This is a genomic window from Bacillus massiliigorillae, assembly GCF_000380245.2.
GTDB classification, from domain to species: Bacteria; Bacillota; Bacilli; order Bacillales; family DSM-1321; genus Bacillus_AD; species Bacillus_AD massiliigorillae.
The window spans coordinates 2651893-2669004 of record NZ_HG428741.1 but is presented as its reverse complement, the minus strand read 5'-3'; the positions used below and the strand labels follow the sequence as shown (position 1 = coordinate 2669004).

Here is a 17112-nt window from a genome sequence, read left to right as displayed (position 1 = left end):
ATAGTGAAAACTACCGGAAAGAATTCTGCTACATATTGAAAGGAGATGCACTATGTCCCAACTACAAGGCATCATTACAAGACTGAATAATTTACAAGAACAAGCAAAGGAAACAGAAACTTCACAACGCTTTTTTGAAATAGATGGTGTTAAAAAATGCCAAGTAACATACTATAATAAAACAGCAATGTTTGAATTAGAAGTATATGATGAAAAGGGAAAATCATCTAAGTATCAATTCGATAACATCGATATGATTACTATTGAGATTTTCGATTTATTACAAGCGTAAGAGTCCGTAATGGGCTCTTTTTTTATTTCGATTTCAATCTTTCGGTAATATGGGTATGGTATAATACGTTTAATAAAGTCGTAAGGGTGGTAATGTGTTTGCAAACACTCATTTTAGTTGTCATGTTATTTATTGTTTTGTTAATGCTTGCTGAATTAATGACTACGAAAAAGGAGCTTATTGCGATTCGAAAGCTTTTGCAGGACAAAAAGAATAAGAATTAAACATTAAAATTCCCCCATCAATCAGAACATTACTCGACAAATATGTTAAAATAAGTAAGAAGATAATATTCTTTATGATAAAGTAGGGATTGAAATTATGTTAACAAGTAATAATATAGAACTGCTTTCTTCACCGATTGAACCATACGTTATATCTGCCGAAAGAGTTGCTCATGTTCAAATTGCAAACAATTTGGAGCATTGTTTATTAGTTTTAACGAAAAGTGGATATACAGCTATTCCTGTATTAGATCCATATTTTAAATTATATGGGTTAATTAGTTCGCCTTTAATTCTTGATGCAATACTGGGTTTAGAGAGAATTGAGTTTGAAAAGTTAGAAGAGATGATAGTTAGCGATGTTATGAATGTTGATATTCCGAGACTGCGTATGCAAGATACTTTACAGCGTGGTTTTGAATTATTAATTGATCATCCATTTGTTTGTGTAGAAGATGAAGCAGGGATTTTTGAAGGAATCTTAACACGAAGAGCAATATTAAAAAGCATCTATAACAAGGTTGTAGAGTAACAAGTTGCCGGCTTATAAAGAGAAATCTTGAAGCCGGCTTTTTAATGCTGATTTATTGAAAAAGTTGGACACATAATGACACAATTAAAGCGATGGTTATGAAGTGAAGAAGTTTCTTTAGTATGTTCATAGAGATTTTGGGAGCAAGCCTAATTGCGACGATAGAGCCAGATAATGAGCCAATTGCATAGAATATACCAACTGTCCAAATAAAGTTACCGCTTATAGCATATTGTGTAAAGGCAAAGAAACAGCTAATAAATGTTTGGAATCGAGAATACGCTACTGCTTCCATAAAGGAAGCGCCTGACAATAGGAATGTATACATTAAGAGGGTTACTTGGCCAGGACCAAACATCCCGTCATATATGCTAATCAGAAAAAGGATGGGTAAAATCTTTTTTGGTAATACCCAGTTTGAATTAGCTTCGAATGAAGGCTTTTTCACGAGTGCTAGTAAAAAGGCTCCACTTAACAAAATAATAGCAATGGATGTCATTATTCGCTCAGAAATATGATTAGTGATTAGGCCGCCAATCATACCACCGCCAGCTGCGAATGGGATGAGGAAGAGTGCTTGTTTCCAAACAATTTTCTTTTGTCTTAATAGTTGATAAAAGCTTGAAAAAGAACTAATTGTATTTGCAAACTTCGCCGTTGCAATGACACTATGAATCGGTAGCTGAAAGAACAAGAGTGCTGGCATGCCGATTAAGCCACCTCCACCTGCTAATGTTCCAACAAGTGCTACCGTAAATCCTAGTAATATTAATAAAATTTCTGTCATAAGCCTCAACTCCTCACTTCATAAGAATAAAACCATTTTGGTATAATTGAAATATCATTAAAGTAATGAAGAGATATAAGAAATAGTTATGAAGAGGTACATAGGATGAATTTTTCCGAATATCAATTGTTGTCGGTTTTAGCACAAGAAATGAATATGCGTAAAGCAGCGGAGCGCTTATTCGTATCACAGCCTGCCTTATCGCAACGATTACAATCTATTGAGAAAGCATGGCAAACGCAAATTTTTATTCGTTCACAAAAGGGATTAACGTTAACACCCGCTGGAGAAGAAGTTGTAAAGCTTGCTAATAGTGTGTTAGAAAAAGAAGAAAAAGTGCGTGAAGAAATTCAAGCGATGAATAATAAGGTTTACGGCACGTTAAAGATTGCTTGCGCCACGATTGTAGGGCATAATTGGCTTCCGAAAGTATTAAAGAGCTATGTAAATAAGTATCCACATGCACAAATTTCATTAATAACTGGTTGGAGCAGTGAAATTCTTAAAGCGCTTCATGATGATACTGTGCATATTGGCATTATTAGAGGAACACCTGATTGGAAGGGCGTCAGACATCATTTGTTTAAGGATCAACTATATTTAGTTGATACAGAGATGAATAAGTTAGAGCAGGTACTAGAAACAAATCGTCCATTTATTCAATTTAAGAGTGATTCGAATTATTATCAAGAAATACAAGAATGGTGGCATCGTCACTATCAAAGTACGCCAAAGCGAACTATCGTTGTGGATCAAATCGAAACATGTAAACAAATGGCTTTAAATGGAATTGGGTATGCGATTCTACCCGCTATTACAATTCAAAATGATGAAAATAATATTTATAAAATACCATTATTAGATGAATCAAATGTAAAACTTGAGCGTGATACATGGCTTCTAGGCTATGAAAAAGCATTTCAATTACAGCAGGTACAAGCATTTGTAGAAGTAGTCCAAGATTATATTAAACAATCCAATAATTGAATTAATTGTCAGAATAGTAAGGTTTAACTTGTCTTATATGGTACTTGTTTGATAAAGTATAGATTAGTTTATTTTTCAGTTGTAATAGGGAGGAAATCATAATGAAAATGTTAGACGCACATGAGATTATTTCGTACATCGGGAATGCAAAAAAATCTACACCAGTTAAAGTGTATATTAAAGGTGATTTAGAAGACATTAACTTTGGTGAAACTGCAAAAGCCTTCATTACTGGCAACACAGGGGTAGTCTTTGGGGAATGGTCAGAAATTAATGAAGCGATTGCTGCTAATAAAGATAAAATTGAAGACTATGTAATTGAAAATGATCGTAGAAATTCAGCGATTCCAATGTTAGATTTGAAAGACATTAAAGCACGTATTGAGCCAGGTGCAATTATTCGTGACCAAGTTGAAATTGGAGATAACGCTGTAATTATGATGGGTGCTTCTATTAATATTGGTGCTGTAATTGGTGCAGGTACAATGATTGATATGAATGCAATCTTAGGTGGCAGAGCAACTGTAGGAGAAAGATGTCACATTGGTGCAGGTGCGGTTCTTGCAGGTGTTATCGAGCCACCATCAGCACAACCAGTTATTATTGAAGATGATGTTTTAATTGGTGCGAACGCGGTAGTTCTTGAAGGAGTTAAAGTTGGTAAAGGTTCTGTAATCGCTGCAGGAGCAATTGTAACTCAAGATATTCCAGCTTTCTCTGTAGCAGTTGGAGCTCCAGCTCGTGTAATTAAACAAATCGATGATAAAACAAAATCAAAAACTGAAATTATGCAAGAGTTACGTCAACTATAATCTTGCTATAAGGAGTGACCAACATGTAGACGTTATTGTCTGTATGGATGGTCACTTTTTTTAAAAGAAAATGAAGTGAGGAGGAACTGAACTTGAGTACATCATCAAAATTCGTTGAAATTAGACGAACATTACATAAAATGCCGGAATTAGGGTTTCGAGAATTTAAGACACAAGCATTTTTATTGCAATATTTAGATCAATTACCCTCGGACAGATTAGAAATAGAAACATGGGAAACTGGTATATTTGTTAGAGTGAAAGGTTTGGATGCTACTAAAACAATTGGTTATCGTGCTGATATTGATGGATTACCAATTGTTGAGGAGACAGAGCTTACTTTTGCTTCAGAGCATGAGGGGCATATGCATGCATGTGGTCATGATTTTCATATGAGTATTGGGTTAGGCGTGCTCACACATCTAGTACATCATCCGATTCGTGATCATGTGCTATTTGTTTTTCAGCCTGCAGAGGAAGGACCGGGTGGAGCACTTCCAATGATACAATCCGAACAGATGAAGCGTTGGAAGCCGGACATGATGATTGCTCTTCATATAGCTCCTGAATATCCTGTTGGTACAATCGCCATTAAGCCTGGTTTACTATTTGCCAATACGTCGGAATTATTTATTGATTTAAAGGGAAAAGGTGGACATGCAGCTTATCCACATAATACGAATGACATGGTTGTAGCAGCTTGTCAATTAGTCAATCAACTACAAACAATCGTTGCAAGAAATGTTGATCCATTAGATTCTGCTGTTATCACAGTAGGAAAAATTACTGGGGGAACTGTACAAAATGTCATTGCTGAAAATGCCCGCTTAGAGGGCACAATTCGTACTTTGTCAGCAGAGAGTATGAAGAAGGTCAAATCACGCATTGAAGCGCTTGTAGAGGGGCTTAAAACGGGCTTTGAATGTGAAGCTGTCATTGATTATGGAGCAATGTATTATCAAGTTTTTAACGAAGAGCAATTAACGAGGGAATTTATGCAATATGCAAAAGATCAAACAGACATCAATGTATTTGAGTGTAAAGAAGCGATGACAGGTGAAGACTTTGGTTACATGTTGAAAGAAATACCAGGATTCATGTTTTGGCTTGGTGTTGACTCAGAATATGGTCTTCATCATGCTAAGTTAAACCCAAATGAAAATGCCATTCCGAAAGCTATAGATTTGCTAACTTCTTATATTGAGTGGAAGGGAAATCAGTAAGGAGCGAATAGCCCTGAGGCATGCATCTAAATTGATACATTAATCACTTTAGATGCATGCCTTTTACACGTTATTTGCGTTAACAGGGAGTTAGATTTTATATTAATTTCAGCTGAAATGCGTATTGTTTTCTTAGGATTCTGAAAAGTGCTAGAATTAAATTTGGACATAGTTGTGAGTGATTCGACAGTAATTTTTAAAAAATTTGTAATTGATATTATTTTATAGTAATTTCAGATAATTATTTGACTTTTATTATCTAAATACGTATAATTATTGTTGGAATATGTTTCTAATTGAGAATTATTTATCCTATTTCTCAATTAATATAAACAATTTATTTTTTGGAGGGATTATCTATGCCAGAACGTATGGTAGGTAAACAAGCGCCACGCTTTGAAATGGACGCAGTTTTAGCAAATAAAGAATTTGGAAAAGTTAGCTTAGAAGAAAACATGAAAAATGATAAATGGACTGTTTTATTCTTCTATCCAATGGACTTCACATTTGTATGTCCAACAGAAATTACTGCTATGTCTGATCGTTATGATGAATTCCAAGATCTTGATGCTGAAGTAATTGGTGTTTCTACTGATACTATTCATACTCACTTAGCTTGGATTAACACAGATCGTAATGATAATGGTCTTGGTCAATTAAAATATCCATTAGCTGCAGATACAAATCATACTATCTCTCGCGAATATGGTGTATTAATTGAAGAAGAAGGTATCGCTCTTCGTGGACTATACATAATCAATCCAGAAGGTGAATTACAATATTCTGTAATTAACCACAATAATATTGGACGTAGTGTAGATGAAACTCTACGTGTGCTTCAAGCTCTTCAAACTGGTGGTCTTTGCCCAGTAAACTGGAAACCAGGTCAAAAAACACTTTAATTTTTATAATAAAAGAGGTTGTCCTAAGTCCCATCTTTGGACAACCTCTTTTTCATATATGTCATATTGAAGTATAGTCTATATAAGGAGTGGAAATGATGAAATTACGTGCTGAAATGCCCGAGTTAACAGGAGCAACTGCTTGGTTAAATGGGGAAGTAACGAAGGAACAACTTATTGGTGAAAAACCTACATTGATTCATTTCTGGTCAATCTCTTGTCATTTATGTAAAGAAGCAATGCCTAACGTAAATGTATTTAGAGATCAATATAAAGATCGTCTAAACGTAATAGCGGTACATATGCCACGTTCTGAAAAGGATTTAGATTTGGATGAAATTAAGGCGGTTGCAGCTGAACATGATATAACTCAGCCAATTTTCATAGATAGTGATTTGAAGTTAAATGAATCATTTGAAAATCAATACGTACCTGCGTATTATGTGTTTGATAAAACAGGTGTTCTTCGTCATTTTCAAGCGGGTGGTAGTGGAATGAAAATGCTTGAAAAGCGTGTGAATCGTGTCTTGGATGAATCTGCTCAAAGTGAGTAACGTAATAACAGTTTCCTCTTTGAAGGGAAGCTGTTATTACGTTACTGGAATTTTAGTAAGATAGATAATGGTTTCAAGACATTCTATGTGATAGAATATGAGCATGTTTAAAGTATTACTATCATGGAGGAATATACCGTGAAGAAAGAATTTGCAGTAATAGGATTAGGCCGCTTTGGCGGAAGTATATGTCGTGAACTTGTAAAGCAAGGAATGGAAGTATTAGCTATTGATAATGATGAAGATCGTGTCAATGAGTTTGCTTCAATTGCTTCTCACGCTGTGATAGGAGATACAACTGACGAATCAGTATTGAAGAGTTTAGGTATTCGTAATTTCGACCATGTAATTGTTGCTATTGGTGATAATATACAAGCTAGCATATTAACAACCTTGATGCTTAAAGAGCTAGGTGTCAGAGATATTACAGTAAAAGCTACAAATGATTATCATGAGAAAGTTTTAAGTAAAATAGGTGCTGATCATGTTGTGCATCCTGAAAGAGATATGGGTAGAAGAATCGCACATAAAGTAGCATCAAATAATGTTCTTGATTATTTAGAGCTCTCTGATGAGCATTCTATTGTTGAGATTGTGGCAAGTAAGAAGATAGATGGAAAGAGCTTAATTGATTTAGATATTCGAGCGAGATATGGGATCAATATTGTTGCATTTAAAAGGGGAAGTGAGATTATTGTTTCTCCATCAGCAACTGAAACGATTCAAGTAGGCGATATTTTAATTGTAATCGGTGCTGATCAAGATATTTCACGTTTTGAAAAGAAAGTAGTCGATCATAGTTAAGAGTTAAACAAGGCTGTTCAAGAAGTAATTAGTAAATTGCTGTTTGAACAGCCTTGTTGTGTCTTCTTAGTTTTATATCAATCCTGTGTAAATAATTCATTGAAAATAAAAGGGCGTCCAAAAAGTGATTGAAAATCACTTTTTGGACGCCTCTTTTTAATGGGTTTTGTTTAATTACCTTTATTGCTATCCACTTCCATGATAATTGGAAGAATCATTGGACGACGTTTTGTTTTTTCGTAAAGGAATGGAGCTAATGTATCTGTAATTTCATTTTTAATTTCAGACCATTGACTTGTTCTTCTTTCCATTACTTTGTTCAAGTGCTTTTTGATTAAGCTTTGAGCGTCATTGATTAAATCGCCTGATTCACGCATATATACGAATCCACGTGAAATAATGTCTGGACCAGCAGAAATTTTGAATTCTTTCATGTTGATGCTGACAACAACAACGACTAAACCTTCTTCAGAAAGAATACGACGATCGCGAAGTACGATGTTTCCAATATCTCCTACACCATTACCGTCAATGTAAACAGATCCAGCTTGAATCTTTCCTGCTACTTGAGCGGTATTATTGCTTAATGCTAAAACTTCACCATTATCCATTAAGAAGCAATTAGACTCAGGTACGCCACAATCTATTGCATGTTGTGCATGTAGTTTTTGCATACGGAATTCTCCATGGATTGGCATAAAGAATTTTGGTCTCATTAGGCGTATCATTAGCTTTTGCTCTTCTTGACCACCGTGACCTGATGTATGAATATCACTTACAGCGCCGTGAATAACATCTGCGCCTGCTTTGAAAAGCATATTAATTGTACGTGAAACGCTAATTGTATTACCTGGAATTGGTGATGAAGAGAAAACAACCGTATCTCCAGGAATGATTTGAATTTGACGATGTGTACCATTAGCGATTCTTGATAGAGCCGCCATTGGTTCTCCTTGGCTTCCTGTACAAAGAATCGTTACTCTATTAGCTGGAAGACGGTTAATTTGTTGAGGCTCAACAAAAGTATCCTTTGGACAATGAATATAACCTAACTCTTGACCGATTTCGATTGCAGCTTCCATACTTCTTCCGAAAACAGCGATTTTTCGACCGTTTTCAACTGCAGCTTCAACAACTTGCTGTAAACGGTGAATATTTGATGCGAACGTTGCGAAAATTACGCGACCTTCAACTTTTCGGAAGATATCATGAATACTTTCGCCTACACGTCTTTCACTCATTGTGAAATGAGGAACTTCACTGTTTGTACTGTCAGATAGTAAACAAAGAACGCCTTCTTTTCCGATTTCAGCCATCTTTGTTAAGTTTGCCGGTTCACCTACAGGTGTGAAATCGAATTTGAAGTCACCAGTGTGGACAATTTGTCCAGGTGGTGTTTTTACGACAATACCGTAAGAATCCGGAATACTATGTGTTGTTCTGAAAAACGTAACGGACGTTTTTCTGAATTTAATTACATCATCTTCTTGAATTTCAATTAGTTTTGTTTGTCGTAATAATCCGTGTTCTTCAAGTTTATTTTTGATTAATCCTAGTGCTAATTTACCACCGTAAACTGGGATGTTAATTTGTTTTAAAAGATAAGGGATTCCGCCAATGTGATCTTCGTGTCCATGTGTTACGAATAATCCTTTAATTTTATCTTCGTTTTTCACTAAGTAGGAATAATCAGGAATTACATAATCGATGCCGAGTAATTCATCTTCAGGGAATTTAATTCCGGCATCGATTAGAATAATTTCATCTTGAAATTGAACTGCGTACGTATTTTTACCAATTTCCCCAAGACCGCCTAGTGCGAAAACGGCAGTTTGGTCATTTTTTACAAATTTCATATGTTATAGCTCCAATACTTTAAAATCTTCATGTAGTTCCTCGTATTCTAAATAAGCTTCTTCTACAAGGGTTACGAATTCAATGTTATATGGTTGACTTTTTAATTTATTACGTACGTCACGTACAGACGCCGCTTTCACATAGATGGTTTTGGTTTTTTCGCGTACTGGCACCTCAGCCGCATTTTCTTGATAGTAAACTTTGTAAATCATAATAAAATCGCTCCTTAATACTTTGTTTGCTTACTTCATTATATATAAAAACAGCATTATTTTCATGTATTACAACATGATGCTAATATAATCACTCATTAATTTCGTGTACAAAAATAGTGTTTAAAACGTATCTACTTGCTAACCGTACACAGTGAACTACTTATGACATTTTTATTTAAACCTCATCATACCTGACTAGGGAACACAAAACAATTTTCTAATAGGTTCTTTTTTTACATAGATGTATGTATTGTTAGTAAATATATAAAAAAGAAGTTGTTGTTCTTTTTGTATTAGAGAAAAAAAGAATATATGTAAATTCAATCATAACCGACTGGAGGACACAAAACAATTTCCAATCAGCATCTTTTCATAAAAATTGTTGTCATAAAGTATTTTAGAAAACTTTACATGAAAGAACAAGCCCTTCGCGGGTGTAGAAGGGCTACTAATAAAAAAACTTATGCGATTGTTTTCTTTCTAAGTAATTCTTTCCAACGTTTTAGCAGTTTTTTCCGCAGCTTTTTAAGCATAGGAGATCACTCCCTTACTTTTATTCTAAACGATAGAAATATAAAGTAAATATAGGTTCGTACTATATTTGATTTTTTCTTTTAATTTTTAATGTTTTGTTTGAATATATGTATATAATTTTCATGAGATAATAAAAAATTTTTTAGACAGTTTATGTGCAATGAATTGTATTAATAATACTTGTATTTTTGTATAAATGATTGTGAAAATAATAACAATATTACCTTGACTTTGTTTTAGGCAAGTTATTTAATAAAAGGAATTGATAATTCAAAAGAAATGTAGGGATTAGTATGAAGAAAATCGTATTCTTTGATATAGATGGAACTTTATTGGATTTTGATAAGAATTTACCAGAATCTACAAAGAAAGCAATTAAACAACTTCAAGATAACGGTGTTTATGTGGCAATTGCTACAGGACGCTCACCGTTTATGTTTGAAAAGCTACGAGAAGAGCTCGATATTTCTTCTTATGTAAGTTTTAATGGACAATATGTCGTATTTGAGAATGAACTTATCTATAGCAACCCAATTAACAAAGAAGCATTACATAGATTATCTGAGCAAGCAAAAGAGAGAGAAGTTCCTTTAGTTTACATGGACGAGCAAACGATGAAAGGAACAGTTGAGTATTCAAAAAATGTCGAGATTTCATTTGCGACATTTACATTACCTCATCCAGAATTTGATGAGCATTATTTTAAAGAAAATGATATTTATCAAACATTACTATATTGTTCTGAAGAAGATGAGAAGTACTATCTTGAAAACAATCAAGATGTTCGCTTTATTCGTTGGCATCCAGTTTGTATGGATGTTGTTCCAGGAGGCGGTTCTAAGGCTGTAGGTATTCAGCATTTTATCGAACGAGCTGGTTTTGAAATGAAAAATGTATATGCGTTTGGAGATGGTTTGAATGATATTGAAATGATTCAAACCGTAGGAACGGGGATAGTAATGGGGAATGCGGAAGAAGAATTAAAACCACATGCAGATTTATTAACTACCTCTGTAGATGATGATGGTATTTATAATGCTTTAGTAAAATTAGGTTTGATTGAATAAAAAGGTTTCTACATTATTGAAAAAAAGAAGCGTGCTGAATAATTTCAGCACGCTTCTTTTTATTTTGTAATTTCAATAGCTCCAGGAATTGGTGCTAATGGATCTTCATTATTGATATGGTCATAAAACATAATTCCATTTATATGGTCAATTTCATGTTGAAAACAAATAGCAGGAAGACCTTTTAAGCGAAGTTTTATATTTTCACCTTCTATTGTTGTTCCTGTAACTGTAATTCTTGAATATCGTGGAACGTATCCCGGAACAGGACGATCAACAGATAAACAACCTTCTCCACTTGATAAATAGGCTTTCTCTACAGAGTGGCTAATAATTTTAGGGTTAAATAATCCGTAGCTATACAAAGTACCTTTATCATCAGTTAAATGTACAGCAATAATTCTTTTTGAAACATTAATTTGTGGTGCTGCTAACCCAATACCAGGACGTAAGCCGTATTGAGCTGAAATCTCTGGGTCTTGACTATTAATAAGATATTCAAGCATTTTTTTTGCGATGGCCACATCTTCTTCGCTAGCAGGTAATATAACTTCTTTAGCTACTTCTCGTAAAACAGGATGTCCCTCTAATACTATATCTTTCATTGTAATCACTTTTTGTCCCACCTCTACCTTTATGTAAAAACTCAATAATAATCTGTGTGTATCAATCAAATATTACCCTAACTTTTTAATGATGTAAATCAAACCTGATTGAAAGAAATAAAATTGGGTTGAAACTAGTATATGCTTCTGTCTTCTTTTAATTGTTGTAAAAAATACTCATGAATAATTATTAAAATGTAAAAAAATTCTTATGTAATAAAAACTATATCGGAATAATAGATAGAGGTTATTGATCAAATGTTCACATATTTTTCGATTATTACAGTTGTGTGTTAATGAAAGAAAGGAATGTAAGCATTTTCAAAGGTTTGAGGTGTGTTTTCACAAAAAAAATATTTTTTATAGTACAGATGCATTTAATATTATATAACAGAGCCGGTAAATTATATTTAATAAATAAAATGATTGACCTAGAAAAAATAAAAAATAAAAGAGAATATAATGTATTGACGAGGTTATAGGTTGTGATGTACACTTTGAACAAGAAAACAGTATTGTTACATTGTTATTGTGTTTTTCACTGATACAGTATAAAATGTAATCAATAAATAACCAAAAAATGTTTAAAGTTTAGGAAGTTGGTATTACTTAACATTGACTTAACTTTAAGAAGAATATGTGTTTTCTTGGTTTGAAAATAGGATATATAAATAATAATTACCTTTTAAATAGAAGAAAGGATTGGTGGCAGAATGGCTGCGAAAAAAGCAAAGACTTTAGTTGATGTGAATAAACAATTCGACGCGATAGAAGCAGAATTTAAAACGATTCAAATTTTGAACGAAGAGGGGGAAGTTGTTAACGCAGATTTAATGCCAGATCTTACAGATGAGCAATTAAAAGAGTTAATGACAAGAATGGTTTATACACGAGTATTAGATCAACGTTCAATCTCATTAAACCGCCAAGGTCGTTTAGGATTCTATGCTCCAACTGCTGGACAAGAAGCTTCACAACTCGGTTCTCAATTTGCATTAGAAAAGGAAGACTTTATCTTACCGGGTTATCGTGATGTTCCTCAAATTGTTTGGCACGGCTTACCGTTATATCAAGCATTCCTATTCTCTCGTGGACATTATGTAGGAAACCGAATTCCGGAAGGTGTAAATGTAATTTCACCACAAATTATCATCGGTGCTCAATACATTCAATGTACGGGTGTAGCACTTGGGATGAAGAAGAATGGAGCAGAATCTGTCGCTATTACATATACAGGTGATGGCGGATCTTCACAAGGGGATTTCTATGAAGGTATTAACTTCGCAGGTGCATACAAGGCTCCGGCAATTTTCGTAGTACAAAATAACCGCTATGCAATTTCTACTCCAGTAGAAAAACAATCTGCAGCAAGAACGATTGCTCAGAAAGCAGCGGCTGCAGGTATTCCGGGGGTACAAGTAGACGGAATGGACGTATTAGCTGTATACGCAGCAGTTCGTGAAGCTCGTGAGCGTGCAGTTAAAGGTGAAGGTCCAACATTAATCGAAACATTAACTTACCGTTATGGTCCACATACAATGGCTGGTGATGATCCAACTCGCTACCGTACTAGTGAAACAGATAGTGAATGGGAAAAGAAAGATCCATTAGTTCGTTTCCGTAAATATCTTGAAGCGAAAGGTCTATGGACTGAAGCTGATGAAGAAGCAGTGATTGAAAGAGCGAAAGAAGAAATTAAAGAAGCGATCAAACAAGCTGATGCAACTCCAAAACAAAAAGTGACAGACTTAATGGAAATAATGTATGAAGAAATGCCTTCAAACTTAAAAGAACAGTACGAAATCTATAAAGAAAAGGAGTCGAAGTAAACAATGGCTCAAATGACAATGATTCAAGCAATTACAGATGCATTACGCGTTGAAATGAAAAATGATGAAAAAATCCTTGTATTCGGTGAGGATGTGGGTAAAAACGGTGGTGTATTCCGTGCGACAGAAGGCTTACAAGCTGAGTTCGGTGAAGACCGTGTATTTGATACTCCACTTGCAGAATCAGGTATTGGAGGTTTAGCAATCGGTTTAGGTCTACAAGGCTTTCGTCCGGTTCCTGAAATCCAATTCTTTGGATTTGTATATGAAGTAATTGATAGTATTAGTGGTCAAATGGCTCGTATGCGTTTCCGTTCAGGTGGAAGATATCATTCTCCTGTAACAATTCGTTCTCCATTCGGGGGTGGTGTTCACACACCAGAAATGCACGCGGATAGCTTAGAAGGCTTAATGGCACAACAACCAGGTGTAAAAGTTGTTATTCCTTCAACTCCTTATGATGCTAAAGGTTTATTAATTTCATCAATCCGTGATAATGACCCAGTTATTTTCTTAGAGCATATGAAATTATACCGTTCTTTCCGTCAAGAGGTACCTGAAGGTGAATACACAATTCCACTAGGTAAAGCTGATGTAAAACGTGAAGGTACTGACGTAACACTTATTGCGTACGGTGCAATGGTACATGAATGTTTAAAAGCGGCTGAAGAATTAGAAAAAGCAGGCAAATCAGCAGAGGTGATTGACCTTCGTACTGTTAGCCCGCTAGATATCGAAACAATTATTGGCTCAGTTGAAAAAACTGGACGTGCAGTAGTTGTACAAGAAGCTCAAAAATCAGCAGGTATTGCAGCTAATGTAGTAGCTGAAATCAATGATCGCGCTATTTTAAGCTTAGAAGCTCCTGTTTTACGTGTAACAGCAGCAGATACGATTTTCCCATTCTCTCAAGCAGAAACAGTTTGGTTGCCAAACCACAAGGATATTCTAGAAACAGCTAATAAAGTATTAAGCTTCTAATTAGAAGCTCTTTAAATTGTTAAGTTATAGAACAGTAAATAGATAATAGTATATGCAGTTGAACCTTCTCACTATTGATGAAGGTTCAACTGATTAATAGGAGGACGATTTGGATGTCTTTTAAATTTAAATTACCTGATATTGGTGAAGGTATTCATGAAGGTGAAATCGTTAAGTGGTTCATTAAACCAGGCGATAAAGTAGAAGAAGATGATGTGCTTTGTGAAGTACAAAATGATAAAGCGGTAGTAGAGATTCCTTCGCCAGTTGCTGGAACGGTTGAAGAAGTATTAGTAGCTGAAGGAACGGTTGCGGTTGTTGGTGATGTACTAGTAACTTTTGATGCACCTGGATATGAAGATCTTTCATTTAAAGGGGACGATCATGAGGAAGAGGCTCCTCAAGCAGAAGCAGTAGTGGAAGAAGTGAAAGAGGAGGCTGTACAAGCATCTTCTAATAAACGTGTTATCGCTATGCCTTCTGTTAGAAAATTCGCTCGCGAAAAAGGTGTAAATATTGCACTTGTTACAGGTACGGGGGATAATGGACGTGTAATGAAACAAGATGTAGAAGCGTTCTTAAATGGTGGAGCTAAAGAAGAAGCTAAAACAACAGAAACGGCTACTCAAGTAGAAGAAAATGTTGTTGAAACACAAGAAGAGAAAGTTAAGCAACCTGTTGCACCAGTTGTGCTTGAAGGTGAGTTCCCAGAAACTCGCGAAAAAATGAGCGCCATCCGTAAGGCTATCGCTAAAGCTATGGTAAACTCTAAAAGTACAGCTCCGCATGTTACATTAATGGATGAAATCGACGTTACTAAATTAGTAGCGCATCGTAAAAAATTCAAAGACGTTGCAGCGGAAAAAGGTATCAAATTAACGTTCTTACCTTATGTAGTTAAAGCATTAACGAGTGCGTTACGTGAATATCCAATTCTAAATACTTCTGTAGATGATGCAAGCAGTGAAATCGTTCACAAACATTACTATAACATTGGTATTGCAGCTGATACTGAAAAAGGCTTGTTAGTACCTGTTGTGAAAAATGCTGATCGTAAATCTGTATTTTCTATTTCAAATGAAATTAATGAGTTGGCTGGTAAAGCCCGTGAAGGTAAATTAGCTCCAAATGAAATGAAGGGTGCTTCTTGCACAATTACGAACATTGGTAGCGCGGGTGGACAATGGTTTACTCCTGTTATTAATCATCCTGAAGTCGCAATTCTTGGAATTGGTAGAATTGCGGAAAAAGCGATTGTACGCGATGGTGAAATCGTTGCTGCTCCAGTATTAGCACTTTCACTAAGCTTCGATCACCGCATTATTGATGGAGCAACAGCTCAAAATGCTTTAAACCACATTAAACGTTTATTGAACGATCCAGAATTACTATTAATGGAGGCGTAAAAAGATGGTAGTAGGAGATTTCCCAATTGAAACAGATACTCTTGTCGTTGGAGCAGGCCCTGGTGGCTATGTAGCAGCAATTCGTGCAGCTCAATTAGGACAAAAAGTAACAGTAGTAGAAAAAGGTACGGTTGGTGGCGTATGTCTAAATGTTGGTTGTATTCCATCGAAAGCATTAATTTCAGCAGGTCACCGTTATGATCATGCGAAAAATTCAGTTGATATGGGTATTACAGCTGAAAATGTAAAAGTTGATTTTTCAAAAGTACAAGAATTCAAAAACTCTGTTGTTAAGAAATTAACTGGTGGAGTAGCTTCATTATTAAAAGGAAATAAAATTGATACAGTTTATGGTGAAGCATATTTCGTTGACGAGAACACTGTACGTGTAATGGATGAAAATTCAGCACAAACATATAAGTTTAAAAATGTAATCATTGCTACAGGTTCAACACCTATTGAAATTCCAGGTTTCAAATATAGTAAACGTGTAATTGATTCAACAGGTGCGTTGAATTTAGCGGAACTACCAAAATCAATTGTTGTAATTGGTGGTGGAGTTATTGGTACAGAGTTAGGTGGAGCGTATGCTAACTTTGGTACTGAAATCACAATTCTTGAGGGTGGTCCTGAAATTATCCCAGGTTTTGAGAAGCAAATGACAACACTTGTAAAACGCAACTTAACTAAAAAAGGCGCTACAATTGTAACGAATGCTTTAGCTAAAGGTGTAGAAGAATTAGAAGATAAAGTAATTGTTACGTATGAAGCTAATGGTAAAGAAGAAAAGATTGAAGCAGATTATGTATTAGTTACGGTTGGTAGAAAACCAAACACACGTGAAATTGGTTTAGAGGAAATCGGAGTTAAGCTAACTGATCGTGGATTAATTGAAACTGATAAACAGTGTAGAACAAGTGTAGGTAATATCTTTGCAATTGGAGACATCGTATCTGGTCCTCAACTTGCTCATAAAGCTTCTTATGAAGGTAAAATTGCAGCAGAAGTTATTGCTGGACATGCATCTGAAATTGACTATTTAGGTATTCCAGCTGTAGTCTTCTCAGAACCAGAATTAGCTTCAGTTGGTTACTCAGAAAAACAAGCTAAAGATGAAGGTCTTGATTTTATTGCTGCTAAATTCCCATTCGCAGCAAATGGTCGTGCTCTTTCATTAAATGAAGCAGAAGGATTCATGAAGATTATTACTAGAAAAGAAGATGGCTTAGTAATTGGTGCTCAAATCGCAGGACCAGGTGCTTCTGATATGATTTCTGAATTAGGTTTAGCTATCGAAGCTGGTATGACTGCTGAAGATATCGCTATGACAATTCACGCTCACCCAACATTAGGTGAAATCACAATGGAAGCTGCTGAAGTTGCTTTAGGAAACCCAATCCACATTGTAAAATAATATATTAATAACGAGTTGAACATTCGTTATTAGAAATAGAAAAGAGCCTCGTATGGTTAATGACTGTATGGGGCTCTTTTTTATGTA

At 35.1% G+C, this 17112-nt stretch carries 18 protein-coding genes; 14 read left to right on the top strand and 4 right to left on the bottom strand.

Going from position 1 to position 17112, the window contains the following annotated elements; genetic code table 11:
* The first annotated feature begins 52 nt into the window (after nt 1-52).
* The 3 genes from TX86_RS12360 to cbpB all read left to right on the top strand — a co-directional run bounded on the left by TX86_RS12360 (nt 53) and on the right by cbpB (nt 1048).
* Complete coding sequence (locus TX86_RS12360; RefSeq protein ID WP_042349103.1) at nt 53-292, top strand: YkuJ family protein; 240 nt, start codon at nt 53-55, stop codon at nt 290-292.
* 98 nt (nt 293-390) lie between these two features.
* Nucleotides 391-516: a hypothetical protein gene (locus tag TX86_RS27460; RefSeq protein WP_268258251.1), complete on the top strand. Its 126-nt coding sequence runs from the start codon at nt 391-393 to the stop codon at nt 514-516.
* A 97-nt stretch (nt 517-613) separates the two neighbouring features.
* The gene (gene cbpB / locus TX86_RS12355) at nt 614-1048 is read left to right on the top strand and encodes a cyclic-di-AMP-binding protein CbpB (RefSeq protein WP_042349102.1); all 435 of its coding nucleotides are present in this window, start codon (nt 614-616) and stop codon (nt 1046-1048) included.
* A gap of 52 nt (nt 1049-1100) precedes the next feature.
* On the opposite strand, the gene TX86_RS12350 is transcribed toward cbpB, so the two are convergent.
* Entirely contained in the window at nt 1101-1835 is a 735-nt protein-coding gene (locus TX86_RS12350) for a sulfite exporter TauE/SafE family protein (RefSeq protein ID WP_042349101.1), read from the bottom strand.
* Between the two features lie 105 nt (nt 1836-1940).
* Between TX86_RS12350 and ccpC the strand changes: the two genes are divergently transcribed.
* From ccpC to TX86_RS12320, 6 genes are all read left to right on the top strand, one after another.
* On the top strand, nt 1941-2822 hold the full coding sequence (gene ccpC, locus TX86_RS12345; RefSeq protein WP_042349100.1) for a transcriptional regulator CcpC: 882 nt from the start codon (nt 1941-1943) through the stop codon (nt 2820-2822).
* Between the two features lie 101 nt (nt 2823-2923).
* Nucleotides 2924-3634, top strand: coding sequence for a 2,3,4,5-tetrahydropyridine-2,6-dicarboxylate N-acetyltransferase (gene dapD, locus TX86_RS12340; protein WP_042349099.1), 711 nt, complete (start codon nt 2924-2926; stop codon nt 3632-3634).
* 92 nt (nt 3635-3726) lie between these two features.
* Nucleotides 3727-4857, top strand: coding sequence for an N-acetyldiaminopimelate deacetylase (locus tag TX86_RS12335; RefSeq protein WP_042349098.1), 1131 nt, complete (start codon nt 3727-3729; stop codon nt 4855-4857).
* A 359-nt stretch (nt 4858-5216) separates the two neighbouring features.
* Nucleotides 5217-5759 (top strand): peroxiredoxin, encoded by a 543-nt coding sequence (locus TX86_RS12330; RefSeq protein ID WP_042349097.1) that lies wholly within the window; start codon nt 5217-5219, stop codon nt 5757-5759.
* A 98-nt stretch (nt 5760-5857) separates the two neighbouring features.
* Nucleotides 5858-6313, top strand: a complete 456-nt coding sequence (locus TX86_RS12325) for a redoxin domain-containing protein (RefSeq protein ID WP_042349096.1) — start codon at nt 5858-5860, stop codon at nt 6311-6313.
* 138 nt (nt 6314-6451) lie between these two features.
* A complete protein-coding gene (locus TX86_RS12320) occupies nt 6452-7117 on the top strand; it encodes a potassium channel family protein (RefSeq protein ID WP_042349095.1) in 666 nt (221 codons plus the stop codon).
* A gap of 170 nt (nt 7118-7287) precedes the next feature.
* Here the strand turns inward: TX86_RS12320 and rnjA are convergent, their stop codons facing one another.
* The gene (gene rnjA, locus TX86_RS12315) at nt 7288-8973 is read right to left on the bottom strand and encodes a ribonuclease J1 (protein ID WP_042349094.1); all 1686 of its coding nucleotides are present in this window, start codon (nt 8971-8973) and stop codon (nt 7288-7290) included.
* A 3-nt stretch (nt 8974-8976) separates the two neighbouring features.
* A complete protein-coding gene (locus TX86_RS12310) occupies nt 8977-9186 on the bottom strand; it encodes an RNA polymerase epsilon subunit (RefSeq protein ID WP_042349093.1) in 210 nt (69 codons plus the stop codon).
* 830 nt (nt 9187-10016) lie between these two features.
* Between TX86_RS12310 and TX86_RS12305 the strand changes: the two genes are divergently transcribed.
* Complete coding sequence (locus TX86_RS12305; RefSeq protein WP_042349092.1) at nt 10017-10790, top strand: Cof-type HAD-IIB family hydrolase; 774 nt, start codon at nt 10017-10019, stop codon at nt 10788-10790.
* Nucleotides 10791-10849: 59 nt separating this feature from the next.
* Here the strand turns inward: TX86_RS12305 and def are convergent, their stop codons facing one another.
* The gene (gene def / locus TX86_RS12300) at nt 10850-11404 is read right to left on the bottom strand and encodes a peptide deformylase (protein WP_042349091.1); all 555 of its coding nucleotides are present in this window, start codon (nt 11402-11404) and stop codon (nt 10850-10852) included.
* Nucleotides 11405-12108: 704 nt separating this feature from the next.
* Here def and pdhA point away from each other — a divergent pair.
* The 4 genes from pdhA to lpdA all read left to right on the top strand — a co-directional run bounded on the left by pdhA (nt 12109) and on the right by lpdA (nt 17025).
* Nucleotides 12109-13224, top strand: coding sequence for a pyruvate dehydrogenase (acetyl-transferring) E1 component subunit alpha (gene pdhA / locus TX86_RS12295; protein ID WP_042349090.1), 1116 nt, complete (start codon nt 12109-12111; stop codon nt 13222-13224).
* Nucleotides 13225-13227: 3 nt separating this feature from the next.
* The gene (locus TX86_RS12290; RefSeq protein ID WP_042349089.1) at nt 13228-14205 is read left to right on the top strand and encodes an alpha-ketoacid dehydrogenase subunit beta; all 978 of its coding nucleotides are present in this window, start codon (nt 13228-13230) and stop codon (nt 14203-14205) included.
* A gap of 113 nt (nt 14206-14318) precedes the next feature.
* Nucleotides 14319-15611 carry a dihydrolipoamide acetyltransferase family protein gene (locus tag TX86_RS12285; protein ID WP_042349088.1) on the top strand — a complete coding sequence of 431 codons (1293 nt, stop codon included), beginning with the start codon at nt 14319-14321 and terminating at the stop codon, nt 15609-15611.
* A gap of 4 nt (nt 15612-15615) precedes the next feature.
* Nucleotides 15616-17025: a dihydrolipoyl dehydrogenase gene (gene lpdA / locus TX86_RS12280; RefSeq protein ID WP_042349087.1), complete on the top strand. Its 1410-nt coding sequence runs from the start codon at nt 15616-15618 to the stop codon at nt 17023-17025.
* Nucleotides 17026-17112 lie beyond the last annotated feature (87 nt).